Source organism: Bradyrhizobium sp. S3.3.6, assembly GCF_040546905.1.
In the GTDB taxonomy this organism is placed as follows: Bacteria; Pseudomonadota; Alphaproteobacteria; order Rhizobiales; family Xanthobacteraceae; genus Bradyrhizobium; species Bradyrhizobium cytisi.
This window is the reverse complement of the sequence record NZ_JBEPOT010000019.1, coordinates 40,731-55,904: the sequence shown is the minus strand read 5'-3', so window position 1 is coordinate 55,904 and position 15,174 is coordinate 40,731. Positions and strand designations below refer to the sequence as shown.

15 protein-coding genes and 1 tRNA gene are annotated in these 15,174 nt (G+C 61.8%); 11 read left to right on the top strand and 5 right to left on the bottom strand.

Annotation, left to right across the window (positions count from 1 at the left end; translation table 11 throughout):
* Positions 1-64 precede the first annotated feature (64 nt).
* Positions 65-550, bottom strand: coding sequence for an outer membrane protein assembly factor BamE (locus ABID59_RS35505; protein WP_354086437.1), 486 nt, complete (start codon positions 548-550; stop codon positions 65-67).
* Positions 551-648: 98 nt separating this feature from the next.
* On the opposite strand from ABID59_RS35505, the gene ABID59_RS35500 reads away from it, so the two are divergent.
* The 7 genes from ABID59_RS35500 to ABID59_RS35470 all read left to right on the top strand — a co-directional run bounded on the left by ABID59_RS35500 (position 649) and on the right by ABID59_RS35470 (position 5,386).
* A complete protein-coding gene (locus ABID59_RS35500; protein WP_354086436.1) occupies positions 649-1,200 on the top strand; it encodes a ubiquinol-cytochrome C chaperone family protein in 552 nt (183 codons plus the stop codon).
* Positions 1,197-1,778 carry a YceD family protein gene (locus ABID59_RS35495; RefSeq protein ID WP_354086435.1) on the top strand — a complete coding sequence of 194 codons (582 nt, stop codon included), beginning with the start codon at positions 1,197-1,199 and terminating at the stop codon, positions 1,776-1,778. Before ABID59_RS35500 ends, ABID59_RS35495 begins: the two co-directional genes overlap by 4 nt.
* Before the next feature lie 301 nt (positions 1,779-2,079).
* Positions 2,080-3,141: a phosphate acyltransferase PlsX gene (gene plsX / locus ABID59_RS35490; RefSeq protein WP_148753529.1), complete on the top strand. Its 1,062-nt coding sequence runs from the start codon at positions 2,080-2,082 to the stop codon at positions 3,139-3,141.
* Positions 3,138-4,118: a beta-ketoacyl-ACP synthase III gene (locus ABID59_RS35485; RefSeq protein WP_148753530.1), complete on the top strand. Its 981-nt coding sequence runs from the start codon at positions 3,138-3,140 to the stop codon at positions 4,116-4,118. The genes plsX and ABID59_RS35485 overlap by 4 nt, the downstream gene beginning before the upstream one ends.
* Positions 4,119-4,252: 134 nt before the next feature.
* Positions 4,253-4,594, top strand: coding sequence for an integration host factor subunit alpha (locus ABID59_RS35480; protein WP_177243187.1), 342 nt, complete (start codon positions 4,253-4,255; stop codon positions 4,592-4,594).
* 26 nt (positions 4,595-4,620) lie between these two features.
* Positions 4,621-5,199 carry a MerR family transcriptional regulator gene (locus ABID59_RS35475; protein WP_148753531.1) on the top strand — a complete coding sequence of 193 codons (579 nt, stop codon included), beginning with the start codon at positions 4,621-4,623 and terminating at the stop codon, positions 5,197-5,199.
* 109 nt (positions 5,200-5,308) lie between these two features.
* Positions 5,309-5,386, top strand: a tRNA-Pro gene (locus tag ABID59_RS35470).
* Positions 5,387-5,689: 303 nt separating this feature from the next.
* On the opposite strand, the gene ABID59_RS35465 is transcribed toward ABID59_RS35470, so the two are convergent.
* Both ABID59_RS35465 and ABID59_RS35460 read right to left on the bottom strand, forming a co-directional pair.
* A complete protein-coding gene (locus tag ABID59_RS35465) occupies positions 5,690-8,233 on the bottom strand; it encodes a hypothetical protein (protein WP_354086434.1) in 2,544 nt (847 codons plus the stop codon).
* Positions 8,234-8,411: 178 nt separating this feature from the next.
* Entirely contained in the window at positions 8,412-8,993 is a 582-nt protein-coding gene (locus ABID59_RS35460; RefSeq protein ID WP_354086433.1) for a TetR/AcrR family transcriptional regulator, read from the bottom strand.
* 160 nt (positions 8,994-9,153) lie between these two features.
* On the opposite strand from ABID59_RS35460, the gene ABID59_RS35455 reads away from it, so the two are divergent.
* Positions 9,154-10,125: an alpha/beta fold hydrolase gene (locus tag ABID59_RS35455; protein WP_354086432.1), complete on the top strand. Its 972-nt coding sequence runs from the start codon at positions 9,154-9,156 to the stop codon at positions 10,123-10,125.
* A 120-nt stretch (positions 10,126-10,245) separates the two neighbouring features.
* On the opposite strand, the gene ABID59_RS35450 is transcribed toward ABID59_RS35455, so the two are convergent.
* Positions 10,246-10,485, bottom strand: a complete 240-nt coding sequence (locus ABID59_RS35450; RefSeq protein WP_148753562.1) for a hypothetical protein — start codon at positions 10,483-10,485, stop codon at positions 10,246-10,248.
* 325 nt (positions 10,486-10,810) lie between these two features.
* Between ABID59_RS35450 and ABID59_RS35445 the strand changes: the two genes are divergently transcribed.
* The 3 genes from ABID59_RS35445 (at position 10,811) to ABID59_RS35435 (ending at position 14,262) form a co-directional block, all read left to right on the top strand.
* Positions 10,811-11,719, top strand: coding sequence for a dihydrodipicolinate synthase family protein (locus tag ABID59_RS35445; RefSeq protein WP_354086431.1), 909 nt, complete (start codon positions 10,811-10,813; stop codon positions 11,717-11,719).
* Positions 11,720-11,864: 145 nt separating this feature from the next.
* Positions 11,865-12,836, top strand: a complete 972-nt coding sequence (locus ABID59_RS35440; RefSeq protein WP_354086430.1) for an SDR family NAD(P)-dependent oxidoreductase — start codon at positions 11,865-11,867, stop codon at positions 12,834-12,836.
* Between the two features lie 310 nt (positions 12,837-13,146).
* The gene (locus ABID59_RS35435) at positions 13,147-14,262 is read left to right on the top strand and encodes an alpha/beta hydrolase family protein (protein ID WP_354032704.1); all 1,116 of its coding nucleotides are present in this window, start codon (positions 13,147-13,149) and stop codon (positions 14,260-14,262) included.
* Positions 14,263-14,296: 34 nt separating this feature from the next.
* On the opposite strand, the gene ABID59_RS35430 is transcribed toward ABID59_RS35435, so the two are convergent.
* The gene (locus ABID59_RS35430; RefSeq protein ID WP_354032705.1) at positions 14,297-14,803 is read right to left on the bottom strand and encodes a MarR family winged helix-turn-helix transcriptional regulator; all 507 of its coding nucleotides are present in this window, start codon (positions 14,801-14,803) and stop codon (positions 14,297-14,299) included.
* Positions 14,804-15,174: the final 371 nt, after the last annotated feature.

The window sequence follows — 15,174 nt, the reverse complement described above, 5'->3', positions numbered from 1 at the left end:
AGTCGCATTGGGCGGCGGGCGGAGAGCGGCACGACGCCGCAGGCCGAAATGTCAGCTCACGATCTCAGTTGAAACTGAGCAGCTTGAACAGCGGCGCGAGGTAGCTCATCTCCTGACCCGAGGTCGGCGTGGTTCGGCTGATGGAGTCGAAGATCTTGCCGTCCTGGAGGCCGTAATTCGCAAGGCGGCGCACGCGCCGATTCTTGTCGAAATAGACGGCGATCACGCGCTGGTCGACCACCTTCTGGTTCATGAAGGCGACCATGCGCTCCGAGCGCTGCGAGATGTAGTAAAACACTTCACCGTCCAGCGTCGCGACCGTGGAGGGCGTGCCCATCACGATCAGCACCTGGTCCTGGCTCGCGCCGATCGGAATCTGCTCGAGTGCGCCCGGCGGCAGGATGTAGCCCTTCTGGAACTGCTCGCCGGTGCATGCCGCAAGGGCGCCGCCGACCAGAGCCACGGCTGCGAGCAGGCGCAAGCCGCGCCAGCATGCATGAAGGCCGCGCCGCTTGTCTGCGCGCAGGCCAGTCTGGTTCGTTATCGTCATAGCGGAACTGATTCCGTCCCCTTGCGTCGCGCGAGGCGCTGAAGTACCGGGCGGAGGCTCTGAATGCAACTCGCGCGCGCCCGCTTGCGGAAACCACAATGCTTTGGCCGTTCAATCACTTCACGAAACCCCGGCTAGCCCCGGCCGGCACCATTGAGGCCATCTATGGCATGATCGTGACGCAGGCGCGAGAACCCATATTTTACCGGGACTTGGGCGTGCCGGATACGGTTAATGGCCGTTTCGACCTGTTGCTGCTGCACCTCTGGCTGTTGCTGCGGCGCTTAAGGACCGCGCAGGGCGGGGTGGAGCTGTCGCAGGCCCTGTTCGACCGCTTCTGCGAGGACATGGACGACAATCTGCGCGAAATGGGCGTAGGCGACCAGACCGTCCCGAAGCGGATGCGGGCCTTCGGCGAGGCCTTTTACGGCCGCGTCCAGGCTTACGACCAGGCGATCGACGCCGGCGCCGAGGGGCTGGCGCAGGCGATCTGCAAGAATATCTTGAACGGCGTCGGGCTGGATCAGGCGCGGCGGCTTGCCGGTTACGCACAGGCCGCGAGTGCGGGTCTCGTTCAGATCGACGATCCCGCGCTACTGCTCGGATCCTTCAAATTTCCCGCACCGCCTCGCGAGGATGGAACGTTATGAGCCGACCTTTAGCCGCAACTGAGCCCGACCCCTGGCGCGCGCCTGTGACCGTTGCGCACATTCCCGACACCGGCTTGCACCGTGAGCTGGAGGCCTCGGCCGCGGAGCGACAGGCGATGGCGGGTCTTGCGGGCGTGCACGACATTCTGTCGGCTCAGGCCACCTTTGATGTCGTGCCGAAGAGTGGCGGCCGGCTCCAGGTCACCGGCCGTGTTCGTGCCCGGGTCGGCCAGACCTGCGTGGTCACGCTCGATCCGATCGAGAGCGAGATCGACGAGGAGATCGATCTGACGTTTGCGCCAGAGGCCAAGACGCGACGGTTGGAAGAGCTGATCGAGGAAGGGCAGGACGGCGAGGAGCCGACGGAGGTCGCCGATCCGGCGGAGGCCATCGTCAACGGAATCATCGATCTCGGCCGTATCGCGACCGACGCGCTGTTCCTGGCGATCGATCCTTATCCCCGCAAGCCCGGGGCCGTGTTCGAGGCGGAGGTCACCGCACTCGACCCCAAGGACCATCCGTTCGCGGCGCTGGAGGCGCTCCAGGGGAATAAGCAGGGCAAGAAGAAAGACAAATAGCTGGGCATTCCCCGTAACACCGCTGTGCTACGGGGGCGTGAGGTGCTTGCGGCGCTAGTTTGAAAGCTCACTCCATCTATTTGATATTTAAGTTATTTTTGTGAATTCGAGCATCCGCTAGCGGATCGCCCTTAATCCAAAAGGCTGGGGGCAAGAGGTTGTTTCGGGATAACAAAACGCTATTGTCCCGGCCGGTCCGGGTGCGGCGTGGCGCTTGGCCGGTCGCCATGTCCATGGCGAACCCATTTCGCGGTCCCGCTAGCGGCGGACGACCGCGCCAGACCAGGTTTCCGGGATTTTGATGCCAAGCAAGGTTCGTATTGCGCTTGACGCCATGGGGGGCGACGTCGGCGCCCCTGTCGTCATTCCAGGCGCGGCCGTCTCGCTCGGCAGGCATCCCGAGACCGAGTTCCTGCTGGTCGGGGACCGCGCCAGGATCGAGCCCGAGCTCGACCGCCACCCCAGGCTCAAGGCCGCTTCCCGGATCATTCATACCGACGTTGCCGTCAGCGGCGAGGACAAGCCGAGCCAGGCACTGCGCCGCGGCCGCAAGACCTCCTCGATGTGGCTTGCCATCGACGCGGTGAAGAAGGGGGAGGCGGATGTTGCCGTTTCCGCCGGTAATACCGGCGCGCTGATGGCGATGGCGCGCTTCCATCTGCGCACGCTGCCTGGCATCGACCGCCCCGCGATCACCGCAGTGTGGCCGACCATGCGCGGCTCGTCCGTCGTGCTCGATCTCGGCGCCACGATCGGCGGCGATGCGCGCCATCTGGTGGCGCTCGCGGTGATGGGCGCGGCGATGGCGAGCGTGGTGTTCGGCAAGAAGCGCCCGACGGTCGGCCTGCTCAACATCGGGACCGAGGAGATCAAGGGGCACGAGGAGATCCGCGAGGCCGGTGAAACCCTGCGCGCGATGAACCTGCCGGAACTCGATTACATTGGCTTCGTCGAGGGCGACGGTATCGGCAAGGGGCTGGCCGATGTGATCGTGACCGAGGGCTACAGCGGCAACATCGCGCTCAAGGCCGCCGAAGGAACCGCGCGCCAGATGGCGGACTTGCTTCGGAACGAGATTCAGCGGAGCTGGCTCTCCAGGCTCGGTTATCTCTTTGCCCGCAATGCCTTCCAGGCCCTGCGCGACAAGATGGACCCGAACAAGTCGAACGGTGGCGTGCTGCTCGGGTTGAACGGGCTCGTGGTCAAGAGCCATGGCGGGATCAACGCCGAAGGCTTTGCCTATGCGATCGATGTTGGATATGACATGGCCAAATTCGATCTTCTGAACAAGATCAATCAGATGCTCAACCGCGATGGAGGCGCGCTCGGTTCCGCGCCAACCGCGCCGGAGGATGTTTCGTGACCAAGATTCGTTCGGTCGTGCTGGGCTGCGGCTCCTATCTGCCGGAGCAGGTGATGACCAACGCCCAATTGGCGACGCGCATCGACACGTCCGACGAGTGGATCGTGCAGCGGACCGGCATCCGCGAGCGCCACATCGCCGCCGATGGCGAGTTCACCTCGCACCTCGCGATCAAGGCGGCGCAGGCCGCGCTCGCCGATGCGGGGCTGGGCGCGCAGTCGATTGACCTGATCGTGCTCGCGACCTCGACGCCGGACAACACGTTCCCTGCGACTGCGGTTGCTGTGCAGCACGCGCTCGGCATCAATCACGGCGCGGCCTTCGACCTCCAGGCGGTGTGCTCGGGCTTCCTGTTCGCGCTTGCGACTGCCGATAATTTTCTGCGCTCTGGCGCCTTCAAGCGCGCCTTGGTCATCGGTGCCGAGACCTTCTCGCGCATCCTCGACTGGAACGACCGCGGCACCTGCGTGCTGTTCGGCGACGGCGCCGGCGCGGTCGTGCTGGAGGCGCAGGAGCAGCCGGGCAAAGCTGCAACCGACCGCGGCGTGGTGACCACGCATCTGCGCTCCGATGGCCGCCACAAGGCAAAGCTGTTCGTCGACGGCGGGCCGTCCTCGACCCAGACGGTGGGCCATTTGCGCATGGAAGGCCGCGAGGTCTTCAAGCATGCGGTCGGCATGATCACCGACGTCATCGTCGATGCCTTCGAGGCGACCGGGCTCAATGCCGACAGCATCGACTGGTTCGTGCCGCACCAGGCCAACAAGCGAATCATCGACGCCTCCGCCCACAAGCTCCATATCGCGCCGGAGAAGGTGGTGCTGACGGTGGACCGTCACGGCAACACCTCCGCCGCCTCGATCCCGCTGGCGCTGTCGGTGGCGCGCAAGGACGGCCGCATCAAGCGCGGCGACATGATTCTCATGGAGGCGATGGGCGGCGGCTTCACCTGGGGCTCCGCGCTGGTGCGCTGGTAAAGCCACATTCGATAAAATTTTGCCGGAATTGGCCGCGATTATCGATGCGTCTGCATTGATGAGCGGTGTTGACCGCTGTAACGTAAGCTCATAATTTCAGACGACAATTGTTCGCCGTGATGTGGGGCAGGGCGATGACCGATACAAGTAAAACCGTAACGCGTGTTGATCTCTGTGAGGCCGTCTACCAGAAGGTGGGGCTGTCGCGCACGGAATCGTCCGCCTTCGTGGAACTCGTGCTGAAGGAGATCACCGACTGCCTTGAGAAGGGCGAGACGGTGAAATTGTCCTCGTTCGGCTCCTTCATGGTTCGCAAGAAGGGCCAGCGCATCGGCCGCAACCCGAAGACCGGCACCGAGGTGCCGATCTCGCCGCGCCGGGTGATGGTGTTCAAGCCATCGGCGATCCTGAAACAGCGGATCAACGCCCAGCACCGCACCAATGGCGACGCCAGCAAGGCTCAACCCGAGGCGTAAGCCGCCCCGCGCGAAGGATTTGGCATTTGGACAAGGCGCCGGATGCGTTCCGAACCATCAGCGAAGTAGCGCAGGAACTCGACATTCCGCAGCACGTGCTGCGGTTCTGGGAGACGCGATTCTCCCAGATCAAGCCGATGAAGCGCAGCGGCGGTCGCCGCTATTACCGCCCGGACGACGTCGATCTGCTCAAGGGCATCCGCCGTCTGCTCTACGGCGAGGGCTACACCATCCGCGGGGTGCAGCGGATCCTGAAGGAGCACGGCGTCAAATCGGTGCAGGGCCTGGCTGACGGCTCGGCCGCGGTCTCGTTCGGGGCCATCGAGGACGCCATCGGGGCAAGCCTGGTGGAGCCGGACGACGAGGCGCCCATCAAAGGCGTCACTGAAGCCGACGAAAACGACTACCAGGGCGACGAAGAGGAGGGCATCGACTTCCGCTTCGCGGAGGTCGACGACGAGGACATCCTCACCACCTTCCGCAAAGGCGGCACCCCCGCCGGGCCCGCCGGCCCCAGTGCGCTGGATCGCGAGCGGCTCGGACGGGTGCTCGCCGACCTCGTTGCCTGCCGGGAGATGCTCGATCAGGCGCTGAAGGACGGCTGAGGCGGTTTCCGTCCTCTTTGCGGTCGGTTCCGGGGGCTTTGGGCGAAGACACCAAAATGGTTTGGCTCGCCTTGCGCAAAGCAGCGATCCTAGCTAATGGAACGACGTTCGGAGCGTGGCGCAGCCCGGTTAGCGCACTAGTCTGGGAGACTAGGGGTCGGAGGTTCAAATCCTCTCGCTCCGACCATTTTTTCAAATCATCTGTCGGGCGGATTGACGGCCGGCGCTGAGCCAGCTGCCGCCCGTGACGTATGCGTGACGACGAGTAGCGGGTGGCTACTTCGGCGGCTGGGGAAACTAAAATGCAGAAAACAACCCCATGCACAGTAGCGCCACCATCGGCGGGATGACGTTTTTCCGAAGCGATTTGACACGTCGGGCAAAACAGGGGCATGATGTCATCATGCCCGCCTATCGGACGGGTCTTGTATCGGACTGCTTTGCATATTCGCGCTGACCCCTCACCCACGTCGGCGGGCGAACGCCGCCCTCATGGGCCAGTCGGCTTAGGCGCCATTTCTTGAGTGGCTGTGACTGAGCTCGCTTCTGCTGTCTGAGGGCGTGTGGTACTGGCCAGCCGACCTCGACGCTTCTTCCAATACTCTCTACGTACTTGGTTAAAGGACGGCATATCGAGATAAATCTGCTGGGTGGAATCCGCAAAACTGGAAAGTGTCCGAGTGTGCTCATACCCTTCGAATTCGGCGTGCTTGCCTCCCAGCTTCTTCCAAGTAGAGCTCACCCTAAGGTCCATCGTGAGTTCGTGCGAGGTTAGGAGCAGGACGGGATTTGTCGGCTCGCCGTAGTCATTTGGTCTGCGTCCCCAATTGACGAAGCTCTTCAATGTTGATTTTTCGGAATTTGTGAAGTGGTCGCGAAGCACGGCGATGACTATTACCGCGTTCGGCAATTTGCTTGCTACCATTTTGAGTTTGGCGAGTTCGTTCGGACTGATGAGTTCTCCTTTGCCGAGCGACTTAGCTTCTCCGATGATGAGCTGAGGAGGACGATTCATATCGTGCATCCGCTCATCTCCATACCAAGCGAGAAAGTCAATTTCGCGATCGACTCCGTCAAAGCTGACGTTCATGGCTGTGGCGAAAGTCATGCGATCCAACGAAGTACGGTGTTGACTTAAGGTTCTCAGGGCCAAAAGGGCGCTGTAGGACCCCCTGCCGAAGTCGGGGATCGAGAAGGGACCCACTACTCGATAGGTCCAATTGCGATTGTGTTCGCGCAAATGTGCTTGTGGAAATTCGTATGACTTGAGGCACCTCTCGCACACAACTCTATAGTCAATCGAGGATAGGGTATTCCAGTTTACGGCGTTGCAGTGAGGGCAATCAGTTTCTAGGCCGAGCCGAATAACGCTATGCTCGGTAAATCGAGCCAGTACCGATTGCCGCCGCGTCCATGCTTCTTGTCGACGCGCAGCTAGATCTGTCCAATCCTTCAGCGTCGCTGTTCTGAGACCGAAGTTTTCCTCTAGGGTTTCATCTCCATGATGCCTGCGCCGAAGCCCACCTGCCATCTTGTTTAGAAGCTTGAGCGTGTTCAGATCAGCAAGCAGACCGACGCCGCGGAGACCGCCAAGGTGTTCCAGCATCTGCTTCGCGATGTGCCCGGGCTCAGAGAGGCTCGCTTTGATGCCAAGCTGCTGCAAAGAGCCAATCATAGCCCGCTCGGAGGTCAGTAGCGAAACGAATTGACTGCTACCCGCATAGCGCTGGGGGTAAATCCAGCCCTCACTTCCGATCGCAACTTGCTCGCCCCCAAGCCCCAAGGCGGGCCACTTGTGATCGAAAGTGTTAAATGGGAGTACTTGTGCGACCCTCTCTTCTCCAAAAGTAGATACACGAAGAGAGTTGACCCAACGGCAATCGCTCCGCGCAAAATCACTAGCGAACTCCGGCTGCAACACTTCGAACGTGCTATGCAGCCCAGTCCCGTCATCCTTTGCGCTCAAGGTGACCTGCTTTTTCTTCGCTACAATTTTCATCCGGGCGTCGCGGTGTATTCGATCATCTCGGTGCTCGACCCAAATGGAATTGCGCCAGTATTTTACAGCCAATGCTCCCGGCGGAAGTCCTGGTGGTAATTTGTCAATCAAAGCTTCGGCGTCGGATTTCTGTATTGATCTGCCAAATTCAATAGTTGCGTTATGCATTATGCCGTTTGGATTGCCTACGACAGGACGGTGCTCGTCTTTAAGCATTTTGTGAATGTCCCCCGACAGCGCCTCGAACCACTCAATCGGAATGGGGATGACAGGAGATGGCTCGAGTCTGAGATTCCAAAGGTCGATTAAATCAGTTGCTCGTGCCGGATCGAAAACAAAGAAGATTAAGTTGTGGTGCCAATAACGAGTTGTCTCTATACCGTGGCTCGTAACGCGCAGCGGCACCGCTGCTCCGTTGAGAAATGTACTTCTCCAAGCTTCGGGGCTGGCATCTATCGTTGTCGGCTTTAAGACGTCGGCATAAGCGGCTTGGATATAATTCAGGTCATCAGTGGTAGGAAAAACGCCAAATACCGCCTCAGCGAGAGCATTGCCGCGCTGAGGCTTGACCAAGATACTTTCTCCCTTATCGCGAAGAACGAACCTCTGCTCCGTTCGATAGATGTGGGCAAGCACATCGTGAAGGTTGAGCCCGAACGCCGGCTCAGAATAGCTTCGGCCATTCTCTGGTTTGAATAGGTCAGCGAGCACTATCACCTGGGTGTGGAGGCCGTGCTCCTGTCGGAGCGCGCCAAGACCAGCCCTTTCTAGCAAACCTGCTTCGGCCTCGACGTATACGTCAGGCTCAAAAAACCTTACGTACCCCTTGGCGATCGCAGAGCCCTTGAGACGTTCGTATGGCGACTTCCACTCTCCTGGCGGGCGATCGAAAATCGGGATGATGGGATTGAACAGACCTCCCCAAAGGCAGGTACACATCCGCATGATCTTGCGGACCGAAGAAATATCGGTTGGATGAACAAGGAAACCCATTCGCGTGGGCCGAAGCTGGATTTCAGCCGATAGATCAGGCATGCCCTGTCCAATTCAGACAAGTATAAAGAATCACTCGCGATAGTTGCATGAAACGCGATGCTGAAGGCAAGTTCCGTCGGCTTTCTGCAGAATTTCACATGGTATGTAGCGTGGTCACGTTCTTTCAGAACTGAGCAATGTCGGATGCTCGCTTCTCACCGCGTGAGAAGAGCATCTGTCACCTCAAAAACCCCACCACCATCCGTGTCGTCTCGTCCACCAGCGTCCGCACCATCTTGTCCGACAGCATCTCGGCCTGGTTCAGGACCGTGTTGTGCGCGATCGCTTCGATCGTGCTGACGCAGATGAAGGTTGCGACATCGAGGTCGATCTTGCGGATTTCCTTGCGGTGGCTGTCGAAATAGGCGCGGACGAGAGTGTGGATCTCGCGGTTGAAGGCTTCGACGTCGAGCTTTCCGGCGCGCGGGATCTGCTCGGCGAGGACGCGATGCAGTTCGGGGTTGATGCGGTGCGCCTCGATCGCGACGGTGACGAGGCGGCGCACGGCTTTGTCGAGCGGCATGTCGGTGATTTCGATCAGCGCTGAACGGACGATGCCCATGATCTCCTCGTTGTGACGATTGATCACGGCGGCGACGAGCGCCTCCTTGCTCGGGAAATACTGATAGAGCGAGCCGACACTGACGCCGGCGATTTCGGCGATCCGGTTGGTGCTCGTCTTCTCAAAACCTTCGCGGACCAGAATGCGAGCAGTTGCCTCGACCAGCGCGTCGACGGTGGCGCGGGATCGCTCCTGCAAGGCATTTTTCCGGGGTTTTGTCGGAGGTTTGCGCGCCATGATCCTGCATTCCGAATGCGAGTAGGAAAAGCGAGTGAATGCTCGCATTATAGGCAGGATCGGCGGCCGATGGATAGAAGCAAGTTGGTGCCGGCCAAGCGCAGCAGGTGAGGGCAGGAGCATGAGCGTTGCGAAGATGCTGTCGATCGTGCGGCTTTGCGAAGGCAATTTCGCGCAGGCGAAGCCTTCAAACGATCCCGCGCCGAGCTTGCAGAGCCGCGTCTTCAATGTGCTGCTGCGGCAGCTTCCCTACAAGCAGCAGCTTGCCTCAGCCGAGGCCGTGCAGGCGCATGTGCGGAAGCTCGCATTGGCGCCAGCCTCGCATGAGCCGACCGGTTTGGGCCGCGGCGTCGAGGTGACGCTGACGAAGATGGGCGGGTGGCCGGTCTATTACACGGCGCCGTCATCGGGGCACGAAGGCTGCAACCACGTGATGTTCCTGCATGGCGGCGGCTACATCAACGAGATCGTGCCGGCGCATTGGCGCTTTGTCGGCCAGATGACGCGCAAGGCGGGCGTCGTCTGCGTCGTACCGATCTATCCGCTCGCGCCGCGCGCGACCGCGAAGGATGTCGTGCCGAAGACGGCCGAGCTGGTGCGGATGCTGCTGGAGGATGCGGGATCCGCGAAGGTCACGGTGGTCGGCAATTCGGCCGGCGCCGGCCTCGCGCTCGCCGCCTGCCAGTGGCTGCGCGATCGCGGGCATCGGCAGCCGAACCGGCTGATCCTGATCTCGCCCGCAGCCGATGCCTCGGTGAGCCGTCCGGAGCAGGTTGAAATCGCTGTGCGCGATCCGATACAGGACATTCCGGGAATCGTCGAAGCGGGGCGGCTCTATGCAGGCGAGCTCGAAGTCGGCCATCCCTTCGTCAGCCCTCTCAACGGTGCCTTCCGTTCGCTGGCACCGATGACGATCTTTTCGGGCACGCGCGATCTGCTGTACCCTGATAGCGTCGATCTTGCCGCGCGGGCGAGGGCCGCGGGCGTGCCGGTCGAGCTGCATCTGCTCCGTGACCAGCCGCACAATTACGCGCTGATGCCGACGCCGGAGGGGCGGCAGGCCCGGGCGATCATCTTGCGTGCGATTGCTTGAGGGTGGGTGCGTGACGATTGTCACAAAGCGCGCCGCCGCAACGGGTCTGGCGCTAGCTGTGCTCGCGCGGGGAAAAGGCGGCCCCGGGCGTTTCCTCGATAGACGTCGTTTTGCGGGGCCTTAGGCGTGGCCTTTGATCTCGTAGTGACCCGGTACGCATTTGTAGCGGTCGAGGCGCCAGTTGGCGTGATAGATCGGATGCTCGCCCATCCACTTTGCAAGCGGTGCCTGCGCACCGACCGCACACGCCATCATCGACATATCGGGCGTCATGTTGCTGTCGGTCACGATTTCCTCGACACAGCTGCCCGAGGCAGCAGCGCTAAGCCGGCAGAGCACGGCAACGACGGTAATAAACATTCCAGTCACCTCTTCGGTAGTTTCGACCACGAGGAGGATGCAAGCCGAGTGCCACAACCTGTGTCGGAAACGACACGCCAGCTGGGCCTGCTCGCCCCAGCGTTCCCCATTTGATGATTCGGATTGTAAAAAGATTGCCCATAAACCGAAGCCGGACAAATACGGGGAACCAACAGGGACAAGGCGCAGGAATGAGCGATTGTGGGGGCAGCGCCGCGCGATCCGCCCTTCACAAGGCCGGCGCAGCCGATACGCTCGGCAGCCGTGCGGATACTCGTCAAAAGAGCGGGGCCGCCACGGGACCAAGGAAACGCGAGGGCAGAACATGAAGGTGCGACCGACCGGCGTGATCCCGCCGATGACGACGCCGTTCCGGAAGGACGGCGAGATCGACACCAAGCTCGTGGCGCCCCAGGTCGACTGGATGATCGGCGCCGGCGCGCATGGCGTTGCGGCCGGAGGCTCGACCGGCGAGGGGCACACGCTCGACCACGAGGAATATCGCGACTTGATGGAAGCGACCGTGGATGCGGTGAAGGGACGCATTCCCGTGATCGCCGGCGTCATCGTGGACTCCACGCGCGATGCGATCCGCCGCGGCAGGCTCGTGCGCGACATGAATGTCGTAGCGCTCCAGGTGACCCCGGTGCACTACCTGTTCAAGCCTGATGACGAGGCAATGGTGGCGCATTTTCGCGCCATAGCGGATGAGACCGGCATGCCCATCATCATCTACAACGTCGTGCCGTGGTCGTACCTGTCGCCGGCCTTGCTGACGCGAATCATGACCGAGGTGCCGCTGGTCGTCGGTGTCAAGCAGAGCGCGGGCGACCTCAAGCTGTTCGCAGACCTCATGATGATGGCGCCGGACAAGCTGATCTACAGCGCAGTCGACGCCCTGATGTATCCGTCTTACACGTTGGGAGCGCACGGCTCGATAGCCGCGATCCTGACCGCGGCGCCGCACGCCTCCGTCGCGCTGTGGGATGCGGTGAAGGCAGGCGATCATCCGCGTGCGCTCGACCTGCACAAGAAGCTGCTGACGCTGTGGAACGCCGTTATCGCCGATAATCTGCCGGCCTGCACCCGCTACGCGCAGACCCTCCAGGGCCTGCCCAGAACCTATCCGCGTGCGCCGATGCCGGAGGCCTCGCCAGCACAGCAGGCTGCGACCCGTAAGGCGCTGGAAGCCCTCGGCGCGTTGAAGGGACCGCAAGTCGAGGCGGCCGAATAGCCCGCACCCCGAAATAACTGATGTCGAGCAGCAGCGCCGATCCGCTTTTACCTGCGGCGGCGGCGCTGCTACATTTCACGCGCGTCGCCTGCGCGGCGCGCCAACGACGAAGAAACATGCCGATAAGGGGAGGGGCCGAAGTCCCATGAAGGAGTTTACTGGAAAGATCGCCGTCATCACCGGTGGTGGCACGGGCATGGGGCGCGAGCTCGCCCGGCAGCTTGTTGCCGAGGGCTGTAACGTCGCGATGTGCGACGTCTCGGAGGCCGCGATGGCGGAGACCAGGCGGCTCTGCGAGGTCGAGAAGCTGCCGCAGGGCCTGCGCGTCACGACCCATGTCGCCGACGTCTCGATCGAGGATCACCTCAAGCGCTTCCGCGACGAGCTCGCCGAGCAGCAGAAGACGGACAAGATCCATCTGCTGTTCAACAACGCCGGTATCGGCGGTGGCGGCAGCCTGTTCACCAACACGCGCGAGCAGTGGGAGCGCACTTTCAACATCTGCTGGGGCGGCGTCTATCTCGGCGTCCGCACCTTCCTGCCGATGCTGGTCAAGGCCGACGAAGCCCACATCATCAACACCGCCAGCGTCAACGGCTTCTGGGCCTCGATCGGCATGAACCAGGCGCACACCGCCTACAGCTCGGCCAAGTTCGCGGTGAAGGGTTTTAGCGAGGCGCTGATCAACGACCTCCGCTTGCACGCGCCGCACGTCAAATGCTCGGTGGTGATGCCCGGCCATATCGGCACCTCGATCGTCTCCAACTCACGCAAGGTGCTGAGCGGCGACGGATCGGAGCGTCTCAACGCCGAGGAGGTCGTGCTGACGCGCAAGCGCATGGTTGCGGCCGGTGTGCCAGATGCTGACAAAAAGTCGGACGAGGAGATCCAGGCGGCGTTCGCCGAACGCGCCCGCACCTTCCTCGAGGAGGCGCCAACGACGGCGGCGCAGGCCGCCAGGATCATCCTTGACGGCGTGAAGGCGGAGCGCTGGCGCATCCTGGTCGGCGAGGATGCCAAGCTGCTCGACGAACGCGTGCGCGCGGCGCCCGAGCAGGCGTATGATCGCGCATTCTACGAAAGTTTCACCCAGGAAGCCGGCTGGCGGCTCGGCTGACTCTCTCTGGCGGGGACTGTCAGCGAGCGCCCGCAGATGTAGGGATGATGAGCATCATCGCAAGAGGTGCGCAGGTGATTTGTTCAGGTAATTTTACTCGGCCAATTACTTGGAAATTTTACTTGGAAATTTTACCTGCGCCACGCGCGTGCATGCTCTTATGACGATACGGAATGTCGCGCATGCGACATATGACACGCGTTCAAGCGATGGTGATCTCGAACGGGTCCCATTCGGCGCGCGGCAGCTTGGTTGGCGAACTGAAATAGTTTAGTGAATCGGGATAGCGCCACGACAAAGCGTAGCTCCGATGATACCGGCATGCCTCTCCGACGACTTTATCCTCTGCCCGGAGGGAGAGGATATCTCCGCTGAGTTCACGCGGCTGCTTACGGCGGCGCAAGAGGGCGGCGCCACCATCGCCGAATGCCTGATGATCGCGCGGCAGCTGAAGCGCGGCGACGAGCGGTCCTGGCATCGCGAGTGGAAGAAGCTGGCACAGGCCAACCGGCATCGTGCCGAGGCGGCGTTCGCGGAAGGCCATATGGCGACGGCACAGCGCAACTGGCTGCGCGCGATGAACTACTACGGTGCGGCCGCGATGCCTCTCGATCCCGCCGACGAGCGCCGCTGGGTCGCAGTGCTCGCGATGCAGGAATGCGCCCGCCGTTTCCTCACGGCGCGCGGGCCGGCCGGCGAAGTCGTGACAATCCCGTGGATCGAAGGACATTCGTTGCAGGGCTATTTCCTGCCTGCGCCTGCGGCGAACGGTCGCGCTCCGACGGTGATCTGCATCGGTGAGCCCGGTCACCGCAAGGAAGAGTTCCTGTTCAAGCTCGCGCCACATGCGCGCGAGCGCGGGTTGTCGATGCTCGCGCTGGACCTGCTCGGCGACCAGCGTGACGATTACGCCGACACGCTTATGCAGCGCCGGGATCTCGAAAGCTCGGTTGCCAGCGCGATGGATTATCTGGAGCAGCGCAAGGACGTCGATTTCGATCGCGTTGCGATCGTGGCGGACGGGTGGGGCTCTTCGTTCGTGGCGCGTGCGGTGCTGCAGGAGCCGCGTCTCGCCGCGGCCGTCTGCGACGGCGGCCTGTGGGACCTGCACGAGCGGTCCTTCTTTGCCAGCCGTTTTGCAATGAGCAACCTCAGCGTCGTCCCGGTGCCGCATGCGCCGCTGATGGCGTCCGGCGCCGAATGTCCGGTGTTGATCACGCTCGGCGAGGACGGCTGGCTCAAGGCCGATCGGGCGCGTCAGATCCTGCAAAGATCCCAGCTCGGCAGCTCGGATATCGTGCTGAAAGTGTTCACCGCGGCGGAGACCGGCGCTGCCCAGGCTCACGCCGACAATCCGAGCCTTGCCAACGAATACATCTTCGACTGGCTCGAATCGCGACTCGGTGCAGCCGGCAAGCGGGTCTGAGCGCGGCCTGCCAGCTCGAGAACCGATGCGCGCCTCAGAAGTCGAGGGAGATCCTGACGCAGGCCTTTTCGAGCCGGGTCTTCAGCGTCGCGAGCTTGGTGGTGAACTCCGTCAGCTCGTTCTCATCGAACTCCTGGAAGACGAATTCGCGAATCGTCGTGTACTGCTCGTTAAGGCTCGCGATGTGCTTCTGGGTCTTATCGACCAGCGACAGCCGCACCACGCGGGCGTCGGTCGGTGAGGGGCGACGGCGCAGCAGGCCCTTCTTCTCCAGCAGCTTGGACTGGGTGGTGACGAAGGACGGGTCGACATGAAGCAGCTTGGAGACCACGTTGACGGGCACGCCGTCTTCCTTGTCGAGGTCGGAAATCGCCATCAGGATAAGCCATTGCGGTCCGCTGATGCCGAGCGTCCTGGCCCAGAACTGACGCAGCTCCTCCAGATACATGTTGATCGACGATATCTCCCAGGTGAATCGCCTGATGATATCGAGATTGCCGGTGGAGCGGAGGCGCGCCCCTTCTTTCCTCGTCGCTGACACAGCGTCACTCCCGCGAGCCGATTTCTTTCCGGCTGGTGTTCGTGGCTGCCATAGTTCACGCAAGTCTGCCCTGACGCAAGTGCAGAGCAGGGTAATTATATCACCGAAATTACAAACATGATCCGATCAGCTTTTTTGGCGCGCCAGATCCGGTGTTGCGCCACGGACACAGAGCTGGCGAAACCATAAACCTGATCTAATAAACTATTTTGATTAAGGGAACAGCGCAGGCATATTGATCCGTGACGGTGGGGGGTTCTCGATCGTCCCGTTGCAGGTGGTTCGCCCACGTCCCTCGCGTCGAATGCGGGTGTGTCCGAAAGCGCTAAGCGGCCGAGCGGATTTGAAGAGACGGAGATCTGGGGGGCCTC

Coding starts and splice junctions, on each gene's coding strand:
- ABID59_RS35505 (WP_354086437.1), bottom strand. CDS start 550: ATGACGATAACGAACCAGACTGGCCTGCGCGCAGACAAGCGGCGCGGC.
- ABID59_RS35500 (WP_354086436.1), top strand. CDS start 649: ATGCTTTGGCCGTTCAATCACTTCACGAAACCCCGGCTAGCCCCGGCC.
- ABID59_RS35495 (WP_354086435.1), top strand. CDS start 1,197: ATGAGCCGACCTTTAGCCGCAACTGAGCCCGACCCCTGGCGCGCGCCT.
- plsX (WP_148753529.1), top strand. CDS start 2,080: ATGCCAAGCAAGGTTCGTATTGCGCTTGACGCCATGGGGGGCGACGTC.
- ABID59_RS35480 (WP_177243187.1), top strand. CDS start 4,253: ATGACCGATACAAGTAAAACCGTAACGCGTGTTGATCTCTGTGAGGCC.
- ABID59_RS35465 (WP_354086434.1), bottom strand. CDS start 8,233: ATGCCTGATCTATCGGCTGAAATCCAGCTTCGGCCCACGCGAATGGGT.
- ABID59_RS35455 (WP_354086432.1), top strand. CDS start 9,154: ATGAGCGTTGCGAAGATGCTGTCGATCGTGCGGCTTTGCGAAGGCAAT.
- ABID59_RS35450 (WP_148753562.1), bottom strand. CDS start 10,485: ATGTTTATTACCGTCGTTGCCGTGCTCTGCCGGCTTAGCGCTGCTGCC.
- ABID59_RS35445 (WP_354086431.1), top strand. CDS start 10,811: ATGAAGGTGCGACCGACCGGCGTGATCCCGCCGATGACGACGCCGTTC.
- ABID59_RS35440 (WP_354086430.1), top strand. CDS start 11,865: ATGAAGGAGTTTACTGGAAAGATCGCCGTCATCACCGGTGGTGGCACG.
- ABID59_RS35435 (WP_354032704.1), top strand. CDS start 13,147: ATGATACCGGCATGCCTCTCCGACGACTTTATCCTCTGCCCGGAGGGA.